Below are 17844 nucleotides of genomic sequence, written 5' to 3'. Positions count from 1 at the left end.
CCGTTGTTCGGCCCAACCCGAAGGCAACAAAGGGTTAACAGCACACCGCCGAATGGCGAATCAGGGCGTGGTAGGCCCGTAAGAATTCCTGGTTCACAGGTTCGCCACGTGGCGTTCACCCGACATCAAACCAATGGTAAAGACCGATGCCGGAGCGCCCTCTACCGTCATACGGGTGGTCAAGCTCTCCGTCATCGTGCCGTTCTACAACGTGCAGCAATACGCGCCCGACACCCTGAAGAGCCTGCGTGCGAACACACGGGAGGACTTCGAATTCATCTTCGTCGACGACTGTTCGACCGACGAGACCCCTGACATTCTCGCGCGCGCGGAGCGGGAGTTGCCAGGCGTCGTACATGTCAGACATCAGAAGAACGGAGGGCTGGCGACCGCCCGCAACACCGGCATCGACAAGGCACGTGGCGAGTATCTGACGTTCCTGGACGGCGACGACTGGCTCGCCCCGGACTACTTCCCGCGACTGCTCGCCGCCATCGAGGAACTCGGCTGCGACTTCGTGCGCACCGACCATGTGGTGTGCACGGCGAAGGCCCGCTCGATCGCCCGGGTGCCGCAGGGCCGGCGGGGTGTGGTGATGAACCCGCGGGACGCGATCCTGCCCGCCGACCGCTCGACCTCCGTCGACTACGCGTACGCCTGGGCGGGCATCTACCACCGCAGACTCGTCGACCGGGGCCTGCTGCACTTCACCGACGGGCTGCGCACGGCCGAGGACCGGCCGTGGATCTGGAAGCTGCACCGGGAGGCGGAGTCCTTCGCCACGGTGGGGCTGCTCGGGGTGTTCTACCGGCGCGGGGTCGCCTCCTCGCTCACCCAGATCGGGGATGTCCGGCAACTCGATTTCATTCGTGCGTTCGACCAGGTAATCGAGGAAACGGCGGCTGACCGCGACGCCGACCAACTGCTCCCCAAAGCGGTGCGCACCTACTGCGCGATCATGGCTCATCATCTCGGATCGATCGAGAGGTTCGAACCCGCCGTGGCTCGAAAACTGCGTTCACTGAGTTCCGCCGCGCTCAAGCGCATGCCGCAGGACGTACTCGCGGACGTGATGGACTCGATGGACCCCCAGCGGGCCAGCCGGCTGCGCCGCCTGCGCCGCCGTCCCACCTCGGCCCGGACGGTGGCCGCCTGATGCCCCGCACCACCCAGATCCTGTGCGCGTCGACGCTGTACGGCGCCGCGACACTGGCCGCCGCGCTGGACGCCGGGCTCCTCGGCGAGGCCGACCGCAGACTGCTGCTGATCACCAACAACGCGGCGAACCCGGAGACCACCCCGTCGGTGGACTCGATGCCGGGCTTCGACCGGCTGCGCGGGCGCTTCGACGACGTGCTGTCGTGGAACGAGACCATCTCCCCCTTCCACCCGAGCGGTTGGAGCCCGCGGGGCGACGACGTCCCGATGTGGGAGCGGTACGTCCGGCTGCTGTGGCGGCTGGGCGACGACGAGATCCGGCTCGCCGTGGAGTCCGTGCAGGTCAATCCGTCGCTCGCGCTGTGCCAGCTCTTCACCGGCGCCCCGGTCGACGTCTACGCGGACGGCCTCATAAGTTATGGCCCCACGCGCGACAAGATCGACCCGCTGGTCGGCACCCGCATCGAGCGGCTGCTGCACCTCGATCTCGTCCCGGGCCTCACCCCGCTGCTGCTCACCGAGTTCGGCGTCCCGCCGGAGCTGGTGCCGACGGAGGCCTTCCTCAAGGTACTTGGCGAACTCTCCGCCTCCGAGGAGCAGTTGCCGGCCGTGGCGGGTCAACCGGCCCTGCTGCTCGGCCAGTACCTCGCCGCGCTGGGCATCCTCACCGACCAGCAGGAGGAGGAGCTGCATCTGCGCATGGTGCGCGGCGCCGTGGCCCTCGGCCACCGCACACTGGTCTTCAAGCCGCACCCGGTGGCGCCCTCCCGCTGGTCGCGGCTCCTGGAGGACGAGGCGAGGAAGCTGGGAGCTCAACTCACCCTCCTGGACCGCCCGGTGCTCGCCGAGGTCGCCTTCCAGCAACTGCGCCCCGCCCTGGTCGTCGGCTGCTTCTCCACCGCGCTGTTCACCGCCGCCGGCCTGTACGACCTCCCGGTCGCCCGCGTCGGCACGGACACCGTGCTGGCCCGGCTCACGCCGTACCAGAACAGCAACCGGGTGCCGCTGACCATCGTGGACGCCGTGCTGCCCGACCTCGGCGACAAGAAGGCGGTGACGGCCTGGCGGATGCCGTCGCCGGAGCGGGTGGAGGAACTGTCCGGGCTCCTCAGGGCGGTCGGCTTCGCGATGCAGCCCAAGATCTATCCGCGGCTGCGCGAGGACGCCGAGCGCTATCTCTCCACCCACCTCAATCCGCACACCTGGCGCTACTTCAAACGCCGGCGGCTGACCGCGCTGGCGCTGCCCGGCGCCGTACCTGCACAACTCTCCTTCATTCCACGCAATCAGACGGTACGACGCATCGCCCGCCGCGCCCGGGCGTTGTCCGGCCGTTAGCCTTCATTCAATTTGTTCATCCGGGCGACATGTAGGAGACCCCTGTGTGTCGCCGCTGAATTGCCTTTCATCTGTCGAACGTTCGTAGCGTCACATCGTTCCGCCACGGAACAGCCATTCGACGTCGGCGAGAAAGGCCCAGGATGAACGCGGTTGACCAGGCCCTGGCACCCACCCTGCGGGGCCAGGACCCTGGGCAGGACCCGGAGCAGCCACCCGTCGCCCCGCCCCGCCCGCCCCGGGAGAACCGGCTGCGCGCCCTGGACGGACTGCGGCTGCTGGCCGCCCTGATGGTGTGCCTGTACCACTTCACCGGAAAGAACGGTGAGGTCGCGTCCTCCTGGCACCAGTCCCCCGGGAAGATGTTCCCGACCCTGTCCGAGGCGGGGACCTACGGCTCGCTCGGGGTGCAGTTCTTCTTCCTCATCAGCGGCTTCGTGATCTGCATGAGCAGCTGGGGCAAGTCGATGGGCGAGTTCTTCCGCTCCCGTATCGCCCGCCTCTACCCGGCGTACTGGGTGGCCCTGATCCTGGTGGGCACCGCGTCGGTCCTGATGCCGGTGGTCGTCAAGCCGCTGCGCTCGGACGAGTTCCTGGTCAACTTCACGATGCTCCAGCAGCCGATGGGTGTGCCCCGCGTCATCGGCGTCGACTGGACGCTCTGGGTGGAGATGCGGTTCTACCTCTTCTTCGCGCTGTTCGTGATCTGGAAGGGCGTCACCTACCGCCGCGTGGTGACCTTCTGCATCCTGTGGACGATGGCCGGCTGCTTCGCACGGGTCGCCGACAACCCGCTGACGACCGAGCTGGTGATGCGCGACCACGCGCCGTACTTCATCGGCGGCCTCGCCTTCTACCTGATCTACCGGTACGGCAGTGACCTGTTGCTGTGGGGCATCGTGGGGATGTCCTTCCTGCTGGGTCAGCGCTACTCGGTGACGGCGCTGTGGCACCCGGGCATGACCGGCGACTTCCACCGCAACCCGCATGTGATCCAGGCGATCGTCCTCGTCGCCTTCGCGGCCGTCGCGGCGGTGGCCCTGGGCTGGACGAGCTGGGCGAACTGGAGCTGGCTGACGCTGGCGGGCGCGCTGACGTACCCGTTCTACCTGATCCACGAGCACCTGGGCTGGTTCGCGATCCGCGTGCTGCACCGGGGCTTCGGACTCGGCCCGTACGAGACGCTCGCGCTGACCGTGCCGGGGCTGTTGTGCCTGGCGTATCTGATGCACCGCTTCGTCGAGAAACCGTTCGGGCCCAAGCTGAAGCGGACGATGACGCTCCAGTCGAAGCAGTTGGCGGCGAAGCTCGGCAAGTAGCCGCACCGGCAGACCAGTTGGAAAGGGCCCCTCGACCGCTGTCGGTCGAGGGGCCCTTCCGCTCGCCCGCCGTGTCAGGCCTGCGCGGCCCGGATACGGCGCACCACGCGCCGTACGGTCGGGTTCCGGCGCAGGGACTCCGCGCGGACCGGGCTGCCGCCGGGCAGGCGGAGGCTGGTCAGGCGGCGCTTCTTGAAGTACTGCGGGTACTCGTCGAGATGGACGGTCAGCCAGGCGGTGACCTCGTCGCGCATCCCGTGGTACTTGAGGGCCTGCATGCAGTAGCCGACGGCCCGCACCAGCGGCGCCAACTCCTCTGCCAGACGCCCCAGTTCGAGCGGCTGCCCGACCTTGTCCCGCTCCGCGTCCGGCAGGATCGCGTCGATGACGGTGAGCGGGATGCGGTTGCTGTTCTCGTACGGCGTGATGCGTTGGAGGAGCAGTCCGGTGCCGACGCGGGCGACGGGGATGTCGTAGAACGCGGCGGCCGTCATCAGCGCGGTGGAGAAGCAGCCGATGACCAACTGCGGGCGGAGATGGGCGAAGACCGTCTCGGCGAGGACCGGCTCGCGCAACACCGTGAGGCGGACGCCGAGTTGGTCTGCCGCCTGCTCAAGTGACGTGCTGTAGACGGCCGGTGCGCTGGGGTGGGGCTTGAAGAGGATGTCCTGGTGGCCCGCCTTGGCCGCCGCGCGGAGCATCCGGACGTGCAGCTGCTCCTCCTCGTCCTGGGTGATCAGGTCGATCGCGGAGAGGTACTGGCCGAGCATCACGGCCGTCGGCCGGTCCTCGCTCGGCAGCAGGTCGGCGAGGATCGAGGCGCCGTCCTCACCGATCTGGGCGAGCACCTCGACGATCGCCTCGTTCGGGATGGGCTGCGGCTCGACCCCGTACTCGGACAGCAGCATCGGGCGCAGGCCGGGTATCAGGTCGAGGTGCAGCACCCGGGCTATCCGGCTGTTGAGGTTGTGCGGGATGCGGTTGCGGGTGGGGCCGTAGCTCATCAGGCCGTCCGCGTACACATGCACCTTGCTGTCGGCGAAGATGTCGGCGACCCCGCGGGAGGGGTTGGCCTGGATGGACTCGCAGGCGATCTCCACGTCCTCGTCACCCAGGTTCCAGGCGAGCCGTACGGCCTTCTCCCACAGGGCGGTGTCCTGGGCGCGCGGGGACCAACCGGCCGGGTGGAACGGGGAGATGAACTCGTTCCACGAGCGGACCTCGTCGAACTCGGGGCGCAGCTTCTCGAAGCCGGGCATCCGGTCCAGCGGGGTGCCGACCTCGGGCACGGCGGCCGTGTTGCTGACCACCAGGATGCGGCGGTGGGCCGTACGCGGGCCGAAGAAACCGGCGCGGATCGCGGCGGTGACGGTCGCGGCGGCGTACTGCGTGGCCGAGAAGAAGATCTGTGTCGTGCCACTCTTCGTGCCGCTCATGCCGCGACTCCCTTCATGCCACCGCGGATGCGCCGCAGCGTGTGGACGCGTTCCTCGCCCATGCCGACGAGCGCGTCGTTGAGTTCGGTCTCCGTCATCCGGCCGAGCGCCTCGGCGGCCATCTGGCGCAGCTTGGCGTGCACGCTGCGCTCGAAGCGGCCCCGGTCCAGGAGCTGGTGGGCGATGACGACGCAGTAGTTGCGCAGCGCCTTCTTGCGCAGCTTCGCGGCCTCGGGGTCGTCGGCGAGTTCGGCGAGGACCAGGTCGAAGGAGCGGAAGAAGTCGAGCTGGCGGACATCGCCGATCTGGGTCAGCGAACCGGCCAGGCCCCGGCGGTAGAAGACCCCGCGCAGGCTGGCGGCGACGTACGTCTCCGCCTTGCGGTGCAGCTCCCAGATCCAGGGGCGGTCCTCGGCGGTGCGCAGACCGTCGTGGAAGCGCAGCAGGCCGCGGTCCAGGAGGCGGCGGTGGTAGATGCCGGCCCAGGCGTACGGGTAGTCGACCATGGTCGTGTCGTCGACGGGCAGGATCGAGCTGCGCGGGTCGAGGGGGGTGTGCCGGCGGCCCTCCGGGGAGCGCTGGATGGCCCGCTCGACGCCCATGACGGTGACGTGGTCGGTGCGCACGAAGTCGACGTCGAAGCGCTCGATGACGTCCACGAGGTCGGCGAGATAGCCCGGCGCGAGCCAGTCGTCGCCGTCGAGGAACGTGAGGTAGCGGCCTTCCGCCTCATCGATCCCGGTGTTGCGGGCGGTGGCCAGACCGCCGTTCTTCTCGTGCCGGATCACCCTGCTGTTCGGGAGCCGCTTCGTCAGCTCCAGGAGAGCCTCATAGGTCTTGTCCTTGGTCGAGCGGTCCTCGACGAACAGGAACTCGAACTCGTCACTCGCGTTGTTGACGAGACTTGTCACCGTTTCCGGGACATAGGCCTCGATGTTGTAGCAAGGGACGATCACGGACAGTGTTGGGGGGCGGTTGGTCACGCGTACACCTGGGCTCTCTCCGGGGCGGATTCTTGTGACCGTAGGAGATGTTCGACGCCGGATATCAACCCTGCCGGGGCCAACAGGTGAACTCGAAGTTACGGGCCGCCCTCCATTTACGAATAGCCACTCCAGCACACATCCCGAACCCCCGCTCGACGATCCGACAATCGAATGGATGGACGACCGATCGGGGGGATCGCGTGATCGGGCCGGCGTCCGTGACCGGGCCGGCGTTCAGAACGGCATTCCGCAGCGACGACCTCCCACCGGCCAACCGACTAACCGCCTTCGACGACTACCTGCGCGACGGCGAACCCCCGATGCGGGTGACGAGCGGGGCCGGCACGGACTTCCGGGCCCTGGCCTGTCCACTCCACCGACACCGTCCAGGAGGTCGACTCCTCCTACACGTGGGCCGGCACCCACGACCGACCCACCCTCACCTGACCCCCGACCACACCTCCACCCCCGCCACGACCACGGCCAGCCCCTCCTCGAAGTGCTTGCCGTAGTCCTCGAAGATCTCCGCGCCCGCCGCTGCCGACAGAGGGAAGTCGGCCAGCAGGCGGGCGCGTTCGTCCATGTCGTAACCCTCCCGCCGTTCGTCCGGGAGCAGTTGGACGCCCTGCTCCTCGCTGACGAACCCGATCGTGTAGAGGTACGACGTCGAGGTCGCGCGGACCGCCTGGGCGAGGGTGAAGCCCGCCTCGGTGAACAGGCGCAGGGTGCGTTCCATCTCCACCGCGTGCAGGGTGCCGGTGAAGCGGGAGCCGCTGAAGACCTTGGCGCCGTCGCGGTAGCCGAGCAGGGCGGTGCGCAGGCCGCGGTTGGACTTCAGCAGCCGCTCCTGCCAGGTCTCCTCGGCGGTGAACGGGACGTCGGAGACCATCCGCCGGTACATCTCCGTCGCCATCTCGTCCAGCAGCGCCTGCTTGTCCTTGAAGTGCCAGTAGAGCGCGGGCGCCTTGACGTCCAGCTCCTTGGCGATGGCGCGCAGGGACAGCCCGTCGAGACCGACCTCGTTGAGCAGCTTCAGGGCCGTGTCCGCCACGCGCTTGCGGTCCAGGGGCGTGCGTCGTTCCGTACTCACGCTTGACAGCTTAACAGCGTTAAGGGAACCCTGATGGGCACCGGAACTTAACACCGTTAAGGAGAGTGTGATCATGAGTGAGCTCATGGCGGATCACGCGGAACACGTGGATGTGCTGATCGTCGGCGCGGGCCCGACCGGCCTCGCCCTCGGCATCGACCTGGCCCGGCGCGGGGTGGACGCGCTGGTCGTGGAGAAGGCGGACGCACTGTTCCCCGGCTCGCGCGGCAAGGGACTCCAGCCGCGCACGATGGAGGTCTTCGACGACCTCGGTGTGATCGGCGAGATCCTCGCGCAGGGCGGCACCTACCCGACCGGGGCGATCTGGCAGGACGGACGGAAGGTCGCCGAACACCAGATGTTCGAGCCGTCCGAGTCGGACCCCGACAGCCCGTACCACACGCCGTGGATGGTGCCGCAGTGGCGCACCCAGGAGATCCTCTTCGCACGGCTGACTGAGCTGGGCGGGAAGGTCGCCTTCGGACGTGAGGTGACCGGCTTCACGCAGGACGAGGACGGTGTGACGGTGGAGTTCGCCTCCGGTGCCGCCGTCCGCGCGCGGTACGTCGTCGCGGGCGACGGCGGTCGCTCGGTCGTCCGCCGGACGCTGGGCATCGGCATGACGGGCGAGACGGTCGACCCGAACCCGATGCTGGTGGCGGACGTCCGGATCACCGGCCTGGACCGCGACAGCGTGCACGTCTTCCCGCCGCGCCCCGACAGCGACGGCTTTCTCGCGGTCTTCCCGCTGGCCGGCACCGAGGACTTCCAGGTCATCGCCCAGTACCCGGACGGCACCGACGTCGACCTCTCCCTCGACGGTGTCCGCAAGACCGTCGCCGGCCGCACCCACCTCGCCCCCGAGGACGTGACCGAACTGCGCTGGGCCTCCGACTTCCGCCCCCGGGCCGCCCTCGCCGACCGCTTCCGCGCCGGGCGGGTCTTCCTCGCCGGGGACGCGGCGCACGTCCACTCGCCGGCCGGCGGACAGGGCCTCAACACCAGCGTCCAGGACGCCTACAACCTCGGCTGGAAGCTGGGCGCGGTGCTGCGCGAGGGCGCCCGAGAGTCCCTGCTCGACACCTACGAGGAGGAACGGCTGCCCAACGCGGCCGACATGCTCGGCCTGTCCACCCGCGTCCACCGCGGCGAGGTGCAGCGCGGCAAGGCCACCCAGCAGCTCGGCCTCGGCTACCGCGACCGCTCCCTCTCGGTGGAGACCCGCACGGACCTGTCCGAGGACGCGCTACGGGCGGGCGACCGCGCACCCGACCGCACGATCGCCGGCGTCCGCCTCCTCGACGCCTTCCGCGGCCCGCACTGGACCCTGCTGGCCCTGGACACGAAGGCACCGGCGGGCGTCGGCGAGGCGGTGCACGTCGTGGAAGGTCCCGCCGTCGAGCCGTACGGCACGGGTCTCTTCCTGGTCCGCCCGGACGGTTACGTCGGCTGGGCGGGCACCACGGAGGACGGCCTCGCGGAGTACACGGAACGCCAAGGCATCCGCTCTATCCGCTCTATCCGCTAGACGGAACTCGCCAGTGACAGCTTCACCGCGAAGCCCAGGAACAGCGCCCCCGCCGCCGAGGTGGCACCGGCCGCGAGCCGCCTGCGCCGGCGGAAGGCGCTCGCCAGCCGGGTGCCGCTGAAGATCAGCGCACTGAGGTAGAGGAAGCTCGCGAGCTGCGCGAAGGCGCCGAGCACGACGAAGGACAGCGCGGGGTAGGCGTACCCCGGGTCGACGAACTGCACGAAGAAGGCGACGAAGAACAGGATCGCCTTCGGGTTGAAGAGGCTCACGACGAAGGCGCGGCGGTACGGCCGCTCGTCGGCGGCCGTGGTGTCCGGCACCGTCTCGGCGGCCGCCCGCTCCTTGCGGGTCCGCCACATCGTCCACGCGGCCCGCAGCATCCCGAACGCCAGCCAGGTCAGATACCCGGCCCCCGCGTACTTCACGATCCCGAACAGCACGGCGTTGGCCTGCAACAGCGAGGCGACCCCGGCCGCGGAGAGCGTCATCAGCACGGTGTCCCCGCACCAGACACCGGCGGCGGCCGTGTACCCGGCCCGGGTCCCGCGCCGGGCGGCGACCGAGAGGACGTACAGCGAGTTGGGCCCGGGCAACAACACGATCAGGACCAGGCCGGCCAGGTAGGTGGGGAGGTCTATGACACCGAACATGAGGACGAGTGTCGCACGGGGCCCGACGGCCCAGAAGGTGTCGTTCACGACCCGGCATCCGGGGAAGACCTCAGGGGTACGTCTCCGGCGTACGACACCGGTGAGACGACAGGGGTCCGCGATGCGTACTACGGGCATGGGGAGAGCGATCGTCGCCGCGGCGGCCCTGTCCGCCCTGGTGGTGGTGTGCGGCTGCACCGCGCAGGGCACGGACGCGGACGGCAAGCACCATCTGCCCGTGCACATCAAGCTGCCGGGAGCGGATGCCAAGCCCTCGGCCGGCGCCGACACCACCGCGAGCGCCCCGAGCGCCGTCCGCGCCGCGAACGTCCTGTGGGCGCGCGGCGACAGCGGCACGGACGTGCGTGAGTTGCAGGCGCGGCTGCGCCAGGTCGACTGGCTCTTCGACGGGCCGACGGGGACGTACGACGATCTCACCGAGCAGGCCGTCGCGGGCTTCCAGGGCAAGCGCGGGCTGCCGAAGACGGGCCAGACCGACGCCGTCACCTGGCAGCGGCTGCTGAAGATGACGCACGAGCCGGGCAAGTGGGACCTGTATCTGATGGGCGGCCAGCCGGCCGGCGCCCCCGACCCGCGCTGTCTGACCGGCCGGGTGTTGTGCATCGACAAGACGAGCCGCACCCTGCGCTGGATGATCGACGGCCGGACGGTGTCGACGATGTCGGTACGGTTCGGCGCGCAGTACACCCCGACCCGCGACGGTGTGTTCCAGGTCTACTGGAAGGCCCGGGACTGGGTGTCCACGCTCTACCACTCCCCCATGCCGTACGCGATGTTCTTCAGCGGCGGCCAGGCGGTGCACTTCTCCTACGACTTCTCGGCCCGGGGCTACGCGGGCGGCTCGCACGGCTGCGTCAACGTACGGGACGAGGCGGCGATCGCGAGTCTCTTCGCGCAGGTGCGGACCGGCGACAAGGTCGTCGTCCATCAGTGAGGGAGACGGGGCGGTGAGAGGTATGAGGCGCGGGCGGGACCGGGGGAACGTGTCCCACCCGCGCCGGGTGCACGAGCCCAGGTACGGGGGGAACCCCGGCTCAGTGCGATGGCCGATGACCAGTCGGCTCACTCAGTACTGCGCCGCACCGGCCGGAAATGTCACACCTGCCGCGAAGAATTTCCCGCATTTCACGAAAGTGCAGGTCAGCGGCGCGAGTTGAGCTCAGAGCGCGCTGTACGTCGGGCTCGGGGCCGGGGTCTGCCCGGTGGCGGTGGTGTGCGACGGGGCCGGCGACTGGTGCCGGGCCAGCGGGGTGAAGGCCGAGGGGAGGGGACTGGCGGCGCTGCTGTCGTCGAACCCGCCGCCCGAGCCACTGCCACCGCTGCCGCCACCGCTGTTACCGCCGCCGCCCGGTGCGAGCGGGGATATGTGTCCCTGCCCCTCGGACTCGCCGCCCTGGCCGCCGGAGCCGCTCTGCCCGCCGCCGTTCTTGCCGTTGCCGTTGCCGGTGCCGCTGTCCTTGCCGCCGTTGCCCTGGTCGTTCTTGTCGTCCGAGTCGTCCATGCCGGTGCCGGTGCGCTTCAGGAGCTTGTCGCAGTACGTCCACACCTGGGACGTACCGCCCGCCGCACCCGCCAGGGCGCGCTTGCGGCCGGGGGCCAGGGGCTTGCCCTCGCGCACCGCGCGACAGGACGAGGCGACAGCGCGCCACCAGCCGCCCGAACCGACGGACTTGTCGTCGTCGGCGCCCGCGCTCGGCGTGGGGTTCGCGCCGCTGCCCGCGGCCTCGCCCGAGGAGCCGTCGGAGCCGCTGCCCGTCGTCGGCGTACCCGAGTCGCCGGTGCCGCCCGGCGCGGGCGAGACGAGGGTGCGGTCGGGCGGCGTCACGGCGGCGGAGATCGAGGCGGCGGGCGTCGGGTCGTCGTGGAACGGCGTGGGCAGGGCCCCCGTGCCGACGGCGACCGCGACCCCGCCGAACATGCCGACGGCGACCGCGGCGGTCAGTCCGAACCGCACGGATCTGCCCCAGCGGGGGCCGGGGACGGCCGTGGCGGGCCGCCCGAGCCGGACGAGCCCGGCGTCGGAGGACGGTGCGCGACCGCGCCGGCCGACGGCCGCCCGTTCGACATCGTTGCCGGTGCGGGCTGCCCTGAAGGCGGCCAACGCGGCTTCCTCGCCCGGGAGTTCGACCTTGGCCGGCGAGGGTTCCACGGACAGCGCGCCGAGGGTCCTGGCGAGCCGCTCGGCCTGTTCGCGGGCGGCCGGATCGACGGCCTCGAGGGACTCGCCGCGCAGCAACAGCTCGGCGGTCGCACGGTCCAGCCATCGGCCGGGGGTCCGGCCCGCGGCGGAGCCGCCGGCGGATTCGGTGTCCTCCGGAAAAGCAGAGCGCTCGTCGGCCATCACATGTCCTTCTGCGTCCGCGTGCGCGTATGCGTCACAGTGGCGGACCTCACCGCGCGGTCGTGCGGGTCTCGCTGGGGCGGCAGGGCATCCAGGGCCGCGGCCGATTCGGGGTCGCCGCCGAGCAGCTCCGCCAGCCGTTTCAGACCGCGGTGCGCGGCCGTACGGACGGCGCCGGGCCGCTTGCCGAGGGTCTCCGCGGCGGTCTTGGCGTCGAGGCCCATGACCACCCGCAGGACGACGGCCTCGGCCTGGTCCTGCGGCAGCTGGGCGATGAGGGAGAGGGTGCTGTCGGTGGCCAGGGCCTCGATGGCCTCTCCCGCGGTGTCGGAATCGGCGGCGCGACCGGTGAGTTCGCTCTCGTCGCCGCCTATCGCGGGGCGCCGGCCGCGCATCCGTATGTGATCCAGGGCGCGGTTGCGGGCGATCCGGGCCGCCCACCCGCGGAACCGGTCCGCGTCCCCGCTGAACCGGTCCAGGTCCCTGGCGATCTGCAGCCAGGCCTCGGACGCGACGTCCTCGGCGTCCGGATCGCCGACCAGCGTCCGTACGTATCCGAGCAACCGTGGGTGCACCGTGCGGTACACAGTCCGGAACGCGGTCTCGTCCCCGTCCTGTGCCGCAAGCACCGCGGCGGTCAGCTCCGCGTCGTCCCCCAGCACGTGGTCCCTCGAATTGTGTTGGTCGCGTCCGCACTCCGGCGCGAAAGGCACGTTACGACCTGAAACTGTTCCTCGTCCATGTCCGTACAAGGTGCAACTACTTGGTTCGGCGGTGCGGTGTGACAGAAAACGCACTCATGGCGCTGTAAAAAGTACGGGCCGCCGCGCGGCCCGTACAGCGCGACGGCCGGGGCCTCTCCTGTGGGGGGTGGCGGCCCCGGCCGTCTCCGCGGTGTCTCTCACGAACTGACCTGACGTCGACCGGTCATTGACAGGTATTTCACAGACACGCGGCACGTCTGCGCCATGAACTCCTCCACCCGGACCACCGGTCTCGCCGTCAGGGCGTTCACGTACAAGTAGGGGCACCCGCACCGCCGTTGAGCCTGCCGCCGTCACTTGCGGGGCACTGCCCCCGGCCGCCAGTCGTCCCGGCTGCGGGTCCGCTCCGGCTGAACCCCGGCGTCCCGCGCCGCCGTAAACGCGGCCACGAACGCCGCCACCGCCCGCCGTTCGGCCTCGCCGTCCACCTCACCCTCGCGCAGAGCCGCGCCCAGCAGGGCCGGGAGGCCCAGGTCAGGGGTGCCCGGGAGGCCTGTGCCCGGGGAGCCCGGGAGGCCCGTGTCCTGGTCAGCCATGTCCGTCTCCGTCTCCATCCCTTTCCGTCCCGCCCGATTCACGTTCCGTCCCGTCCACTTCACGTCCCGTCACGCCCAGTTCGCGGGCCAGCCGCTTCAGCCCCCGGTAGGCCGCCGTACGCACCGCGCCGGGGCGCTTGCCCAACACCCGTGCGGCGGCGGGGCCGTCGAGACCCACGACCACACGAAGCAGGACGGCCTCGGCCTGGTCCCGCGGCAGACCCCGGACCAGACCGAGCGCGTACTCGGTGGAGAGGGACTCCAGCGCCTGATCGTGGGTGCTGTGCGGGCCCGGCAGTTCGAGTACGTCCCGTTCCAGCGCCGCCGGTCTCGGACGCACCCGCTGTCGGCGCAGATGGTCCAGCGCCCGGTGCCGGGCGATGGTCGCCGTCCAGCCCCGAAATCCCGCCCCGTCGCCGCGGAACCGGCCCAGATCCCGGGCGATCTCCAGCCAGGCGTCGGACGCCACGTCCTCGGCCTCGTCGCCGACGAGCCCGCGCAGATAGCCGAGCAGCCCGGGCTGCACGATCCGGTACGCGACCGCGAAAGCGCCGTCGTCGCCCTGCTGGGCGCGAGCGACGGCCGCGCCCAGTTCCCCGTCGTACGCGTGCCCGCGCCGGGGCTCGCCTGTCTGACCCAAGGACTGTCCTCGTCCGTACCGAGTGCGCGAAGGATCCGCGGCGCGTACGCCGGGAAGCCGTGGCGCGCGCGTGAGGAATCCGTACCGAGCACGGCGGCCCCCGCACCCCCGCGACGGTCCCCGCACCCCCCATGGCCATCAGCGCCGGGACTCACAGAAACGTCACAGCCCGTCGGATGTCCGACACATCTCCGGCCCGTCGGCGGGGCACGGTCCCTCTGGCCCCGGTGAACCCCCGCCCGTGGCGTCCCGCGAACGAAGGAGACCCATGTCCGACCTCCGTATCGGTGTCCTCGGCTACGGCCTGCGCGGCAGTCTCGCCCGCGTCGCCCACCGCCCCGGCGCGGGCTCCCGTATCGCCGCCCTCGCGGACCCCGACCCGGCGGCCCGCGCGGCGGCGGCCGAGGACTTCCCGGGGGTGACGACAACTGCGGCTCCCCGTACGGTCATTGACGCCCCGGACCTCGACGCGGTCCTCGTCCTCACCCCCGACCACACCCACGCCGACCTCGCCTGCGCGGCACTGCGCGCGGGCAGACCGGTCCTCGTCGAGAAGCCGCTCGACATCACCGTCGAGCGCTGCGACCGCGTCCTGCGCACCGCCCGCGAGACCGGCACCCGCCTCTACGTCGGCCACAACATGCGCCACATGCCGGTGATCCGCCTGATGCGGGACCTGGTCGCGGGCGGCGCGATCGGCACCGTGAGGACGGTGTGGGTACGGCACTTCGTCGGCTATGGCGGCGACTGGTACTTCAAGGACTGGCACGCCGAACGCCGGTACAGCACAAGCCTGTTGCTACAGAAGGCCGCGCACGACCTCGACGTGGTGCACTGGCTGGCCGGGGGTTACACACGCCAGGTCCAGGCGTTCGGCGACCTCTTGGTCTACGGCGACAATCCGCACCGGCGCGCACCCGGCGAACCGAAGACCCCCGACTGGTACACGCAGGACGGACACTGGCCGCCGCACACCCAGCGGGCGCTCAACCCGGACATCGACGTCGAGGACGTGTCGTTGGTCAACATGCGCCTGGACAACGGGGTGTTGGCCGCCTACCAGCAGTGCCACTTCACCCCCGACTACTGGCGCAACTACACCGTCATCGGCGACGCGGGCCGGCTGGAGAACTTCGGCGACGGACCGGACGCGGTGGTGAAGGTCTGGAACAGCCGGCGTTCGGGATACCGGGAGCGGCCCGACGCCGAGTACCCGGTGGCGGACACGGCCGTCGACCGGAACGGCGAACACGGCGGCGCCGACCCGCTGTTGATCGACGAGTTCCTGCGGTTCGTACGGCACGGCGGGCGCACCGACACCTCGCCGGTGGCCGCCCGGATGGCGGTGGCCGCCGGGTCGGGCGCCACCGAGTCACTCCGGGACGGCGGCACTCCGCGTGAAGTACCGCCCCTGGAAACGGAGTTGGTCGCCTACTTCGAGCGGGGCCAGATGCCGTAGACCCTAGATCGTGGTGTCCACCGGCTGTTGGGGCGTCTCCGTGGGGACGGCGCCCGGGGTCGGCACGCGGTCCGCGTCGACCAGGACGCCGGCGATGAGCGCGGCCAGCAGGATCGAGGCCATCGCCCACCAGGTGGCGACGTTGAAGCCGTGCACCGCGGCCTTCGCCTCCAGCAGCCGCTTGTTCACGCCGGAGCCCGCGTGGGCGGTGGCGTAGCGCGTGGTGACCGTGGCGGCGATCGTGTTGAGGAGGGCCGTACCGATCGAACCGCCCACCTGCTGGGCCGTGTTGAAGGTGGCGGAGGCCGCGCCGGAGTCGCGCGGGGCGACGCCTCCGGTGGCCAGGGACACCGAGGTCATCATCGCCGTACCCATGCCGAGACCCAGCATCAGCATGCCGGGCAGGATGTACGTGGCGTACGCGGGCTCCACCCCGACCTGACCGATAAGTGCGAGCCCACCCGCCGCGACCAGCAGGCCCGGGACCATCAGGGTGCGCGGCGGAACCTTGTACAGCAGCCGGGCCGCGACCTGTGTGGAGCCGGTGATCATGCCGACGGTGATGGGGAGGTAGGCGACGCCCGTCTTGACCGGCGAATAGCCCAGGACGCGCTGCATGTAGTAGGTGAGGAAGAGGAACACACCGAACATGCCGATGGTGACGAACAGGATGGTCAGGAACGCGCCGACCCGCTGCCGGTCCTTCACCACCGTCATCGGCAGCAGCGGAACGCGCGCCTTCGTCTGCCAGAACCCGAAGGCGCCGAGCAGGACGACCCCGGCGGCGAGCAGCGTCAGCACCAGCCCGTCGCCCCAACTCCGCGACTCCGCCTCGGAGAAGCCGTAGACGAGGGTGAGCATGCCGCCCGAGCCGAGGAGCGCGCCGGGGATGTCGAGGTGGGCCTCCGGGTGCCGGGAGCTGTCGCTGAGCAGGACCCAGGCGCCGGCGAACGCGATCAGCGCGATGGGCACGTTGACGTAGAGGCACCAGCGCCAGTCCAGGTACTGGGTGAGGAAGCCGCCCGCGAGGAGGCCGACTGCCGCGCCCGCGCCGACAATCGCGCCGAACACACCGAAGGCCTTGCCGCGGTCCTTCGGGTCGGTGAACGTCGTCGTCAGCAGCGACAGCGCGGAGGGTGCCAGCAGGGCGGCGAAGACTCCTTGCAGCGCCCGGGCGCCGAACAGCATGCCCTGGTTGGCGGCGGCACCGCCGAGCGCGGACGCGGCGGCGAAGCCGATCAGCCCGATCATGAAGGTGTTCTTGCGCCCGGCGAGGTCGGCGACGCGGCCACCGAGCAGCAGCAGTCCGCCGAAGGCGAGCGTGTAGGCGGTGATGACCCACTGCCGGTTCCCGTCCGACATGTTGAGGTCGATCTGCGCGGACGGCAGCGCGATGTTCACGATGGTCATGTCGAGGACGACCATCAACTGCGCGAGCGCGATGACGACCAGCGCCCACCAACGACGGTTCTCGGCCATATGCCCTCCCCGGTCCGACGGCCGCCTTCATCGTCCTCCCGCACCCCACCGTTGGGGAACGCCAGCGTCTCTTATTACCCCGATTTTGCCGAGCCCCGCACGGCCGTCCTCACGCCGAACTCCCTTACGGCCGCGAGCTGTTCATCGCATGCCGGCAGACCCGCGCCCGCAGGAACACCGCCGCGCCTCGTCGACGGGGTCCCCCACCAGCCCCTCCGGAGTACGCGGCCGACACTCACCGCCGATGCGCGGATACGCCGATGCGTGGATGCGCCGATGCGCCAAGGGCCCGGCGGCGGGCCGTTGTTCCGACATTCCGTCCGGGCCGCGCGAACCCGTACCGCCCGCCGCCACCGAACTCCCTTACCAACGCCCGCCGTTCACGGGCCCCGACCCCGACCCCGTTCTCAACTCCGCCCGCGTGCCCGCCGCGAGACCACCGCGCGCAGCACCCGGCGGCCCTCGGTCGACACCGCGAGCACCTGACGCAGTCCGGCGGGAGCGGCTCCGGTTCCAGCGCCGGTGCCGGCGAGGAGTTCGAGGATGCTGATCTGGCGCCGCAACTCGGCGGCGACGAGGGGCGACATGCCGTCCGTACGACCCGCGCGGCGCGCGTCGATCGCGTCCGCGTCGTCGGCGGGAGCCATGACCTCAAGGAGCCGGTGGATCCGCAGCGAGGTGAGCGAGCAGGCGTCGGCCCACTCCCGTACCGCGGGACCGGCCGGAATCGGCGGCGCGGTCGCGAGCATCGTGCGGGCGAGCGCCACGGCACGGTCCTCACCGGGTTCCTCGAAGAGGGCGGGCAGCTTGGCGCGCGCCTGCTCCAGGCACTCCCCCCACGTCTCTCCCTCGGCGCCGTCCGCGAGGCTGGACCACAGGGGCCGCAGCACCTCGTCGTCACCGCCCAGCAGCGGCACGCACCGATCCAAACAAGCCAGTCCGCCGACGGCCAGCGCGCGTTCGTCGGCCTGTGCGATCAGTTCCACCAGACTCATCCAGACCTCCCTCTTCGGGGCCCCTCCCCTATGGCGCCCGCGTTTCCCCAAACTGCGTGCTCCACCCCGGGAGTGTCACATGGGAGGGCCTCGCGCAGGTC

At 70.6% G+C, this 17844-nt stretch carries 16 protein-coding genes; 6 read left to right on the top strand and 10 right to left on the bottom strand.

Annotation, left to right across the window (positions count from 1 at the left end):
• Positions 1-175 precede the first annotated feature (175 nt).
• The 3 genes from ACIRRY_RS41960 (at position 176) to ACIRRY_RS41950 (ending at position 3815) form a co-directional block, all read left to right on the top strand.
• Entirely contained in the window at positions 176-1156 is a 981-nt protein-coding gene (locus tag ACIRRY_RS41960; RefSeq protein WP_403983918.1) for a glycosyltransferase family 2 protein, read from the top strand.
• Entirely contained in the window at positions 1156-2496 is a 1341-nt protein-coding gene (locus ACIRRY_RS41955; protein ID WP_403983916.1) for a polysialyltransferase family glycosyltransferase, read from the top strand. Before ACIRRY_RS41960 ends, ACIRRY_RS41955 begins: the two co-directional genes overlap by 1 nt.
• Positions 2497-2639: 143 nt before the next feature.
• Complete coding sequence (locus ACIRRY_RS41950) at positions 2640-3815, top strand: acyltransferase family protein (RefSeq protein WP_403983914.1); 1176 nt, start codon at positions 2640-2642, stop codon at positions 3813-3815.
• Positions 3816-3889: 74 nt separating this feature from the next.
• On the opposite strand, the gene ACIRRY_RS41945 is transcribed toward ACIRRY_RS41950, so the two are convergent.
• The 3 genes from ACIRRY_RS41945 to ACIRRY_RS41935 all read right to left on the bottom strand — a co-directional run bounded on the left by ACIRRY_RS41945 (position 3890) and on the right by ACIRRY_RS41935 (position 7327).
• The gene (locus tag ACIRRY_RS41945) at positions 3890-5251 is read right to left on the bottom strand and encodes a polysialyltransferase family glycosyltransferase (protein WP_403983912.1); all 1362 of its coding nucleotides are present in this window, start codon (positions 5249-5251) and stop codon (positions 3890-3892) included.
• Positions 5248-6234 carry a glycosyltransferase family 2 protein gene (locus ACIRRY_RS41940; RefSeq protein WP_403983910.1) on the bottom strand — a complete coding sequence of 329 codons (987 nt, stop codon included), beginning with the start codon at positions 6232-6234 and terminating at the stop codon, positions 5248-5250. Before ACIRRY_RS41940 ends, ACIRRY_RS41945 begins: the two co-directional genes overlap by 4 nt.
• A gap of 442 nt (positions 6235-6676) precedes the next feature.
• Positions 6677-7327 (bottom strand): TetR/AcrR family transcriptional regulator C-terminal domain-containing protein, encoded by a 651-nt coding sequence (locus ACIRRY_RS41935; protein WP_403983908.1) that lies wholly within the window; start codon positions 7325-7327, stop codon positions 6677-6679.
• 73 nt (positions 7328-7400) lie between these two features.
• Between ACIRRY_RS41935 and ACIRRY_RS41930 the strand changes: the two genes are divergently transcribed.
• Positions 7401-8855, top strand: coding sequence for an FAD-dependent oxidoreductase (locus ACIRRY_RS41930; protein ID WP_403983907.1), 1455 nt, complete (start codon positions 7401-7403; stop codon positions 8853-8855).
• Here the strand turns inward: ACIRRY_RS41930 and leuE are convergent.
• Positions 8852-9508 carry a leucine efflux protein LeuE gene (gene leuE, locus ACIRRY_RS41925; RefSeq protein ID WP_403983905.1) on the bottom strand — a complete coding sequence of 219 codons (657 nt, stop codon included), beginning with the start codon at positions 9506-9508 and terminating at the stop codon, positions 8852-8854. The two genes, ACIRRY_RS41930 and leuE, sit on opposite strands and share 4 nt — an antisense overlap.
• Before the next feature lie 136 nt (positions 9509-9644).
• On the opposite strand from leuE, the gene ACIRRY_RS41920 reads away from it, so the two are divergent.
• On the top strand, positions 9645-10463 hold the full coding sequence (locus tag ACIRRY_RS41920; protein ID WP_403983903.1) for a L,D-transpeptidase family protein: 819 nt from the start codon (positions 9645-9647) through the stop codon (positions 10461-10463).
• A 225-nt stretch (positions 10464-10688) separates the two neighbouring features.
• On the opposite strand, the gene ACIRRY_RS41915 is transcribed toward ACIRRY_RS41920, so the two are convergent.
• From ACIRRY_RS41915 to ACIRRY_RS41900, 4 genes are all read right to left on the bottom strand, one after another.
• Positions 10689-11870: a hypothetical protein gene (locus ACIRRY_RS41915; RefSeq protein ID WP_403983901.1), complete on the bottom strand. Its 1182-nt coding sequence runs from the start codon at positions 11868-11870 to the stop codon at positions 10689-10691.
• Positions 11870-12532, bottom strand: coding sequence for an RNA polymerase sigma factor (locus ACIRRY_RS41910; RefSeq protein ID WP_403983899.1), 663 nt, complete (start codon positions 12530-12532; stop codon positions 11870-11872). The genes ACIRRY_RS41915 and ACIRRY_RS41910 overlap by 1 nt, the downstream gene beginning before the upstream one ends.
• A gap of 395 nt (positions 12533-12927) precedes the next feature.
• Positions 12928-13170 carry a hypothetical protein gene (locus ACIRRY_RS41905; protein ID WP_403983897.1) on the bottom strand — a complete coding sequence of 81 codons (243 nt, stop codon included), beginning with the start codon at positions 13168-13170 and terminating at the stop codon, positions 12928-12930.
• Entirely contained in the window at positions 13163-13810 is a 648-nt protein-coding gene (locus tag ACIRRY_RS41900) for an RNA polymerase sigma factor (RefSeq protein WP_403983895.1), read from the bottom strand. The genes ACIRRY_RS41905 and ACIRRY_RS41900 overlap by 8 nt, the downstream gene beginning before the upstream one ends.
• A 268-nt stretch (positions 13811-14078) precedes the next feature.
• Between ACIRRY_RS41900 and ACIRRY_RS41895 the strand changes: the two genes are divergently transcribed.
• On the top strand, positions 14079-15269 hold the full coding sequence (locus ACIRRY_RS41895) for a Gfo/Idh/MocA family protein (RefSeq protein WP_403983893.1): 1191 nt from the start codon (positions 14079-14081) through the stop codon (positions 15267-15269).
• 3 nt (positions 15270-15272) lie between these two features.
• Here the strand turns inward: ACIRRY_RS41895 and ACIRRY_RS41890 are convergent, their stop codons facing one another.
• Positions 15273-16748, bottom strand: a complete 1476-nt coding sequence (locus tag ACIRRY_RS41890; protein ID WP_403983891.1) for an MFS transporter — start codon at positions 16746-16748, stop codon at positions 15273-15275.
• Between the two features lie 407 nt (positions 16749-17155).
• On the bottom strand, positions 17156-17743 hold the full coding sequence (locus ACIRRY_RS41885) for a hypothetical protein (protein WP_403983889.1): 588 nt from the start codon (positions 17741-17743) through the stop codon (positions 17156-17158).
• Positions 17744-17844 lie beyond the last annotated feature (101 nt).

This window comes from Streptomyces sp. NPDC101776 (assembly GCF_044766845.1).
GTDB lineage: Bacteria > Actinomycetota > Actinomycetes > Streptomycetales > Streptomycetaceae > Streptomyces.
This window is presented reverse-complemented; position numbering and strand designations above follow the sequence as displayed.

Excerpts from the sequence above, each read along its gene's own strand:
- ACIRRY_RS41885 (WP_403983889.1), bottom strand. The coding sequence starts at position 17,743 with ATGAGTCTGGTGGAACTGATCGCACAGGCCGACGAACGCGCGCTGGCC.
- ACIRRY_RS41955 (WP_403983916.1), top strand. The coding sequence starts at position 1,156 with ATGCCCCGCACCACCCAGATCCTGTGCGCGTCGACGCTGTACGGCGCC.
- ACIRRY_RS41915 (WP_403983901.1), bottom strand. The coding sequence starts at position 11,870 with ATGGCCGACGAGCGCTCTGCTTTTCCGGAGGACACCGAATCCGCCGGC.
- ACIRRY_RS41895 (WP_403983893.1), top strand. The coding sequence starts at position 14,079 with ATGTCCGACCTCCGTATCGGTGTCCTCGGCTACGGCCTGCGCGGCAGT.
- ACIRRY_RS41890 (WP_403983891.1), bottom strand. The coding sequence starts at position 16,748 with ATGGCCGAGAACCGTCGTTGGTGGGCGCTGGTCGTCATCGCGCTCGCG.
- ACIRRY_RS41945 (WP_403983912.1), bottom strand. The coding sequence starts at position 5,251 with ATGAGCGGCACGAAGAGTGGCACGACACAGATCTTCTTCTCGGCCACG.
- ACIRRY_RS41920 (WP_403983903.1), top strand. The coding sequence starts at position 9,645 with ATGGGGAGAGCGATCGTCGCCGCGGCGGCCCTGTCCGCCCTGGTGGTG.
- ACIRRY_RS41950 (WP_403983914.1), top strand. The coding sequence starts at position 2,640 with ATGAACGCGGTTGACCAGGCCCTGGCACCCACCCTGCGGGGCCAGGAC.
- ACIRRY_RS41930 (WP_403983907.1), top strand. The coding sequence starts at position 7,401 with ATGAGTGAGCTCATGGCGGATCACGCGGAACACGTGGATGTGCTGATC.
- leuE (WP_403983905.1), bottom strand. The coding sequence starts at position 9,508 with ATGTTCGGTGTCATAGACCTCCCCACCTACCTGGCCGGCCTGGTCCTG.
- ACIRRY_RS41905 (WP_403983897.1), bottom strand. The coding sequence starts at position 13,170 with ATGGCTGACCAGGACACGGGCCTCCCGGGCTCCCCGGGCACAGGCCTC.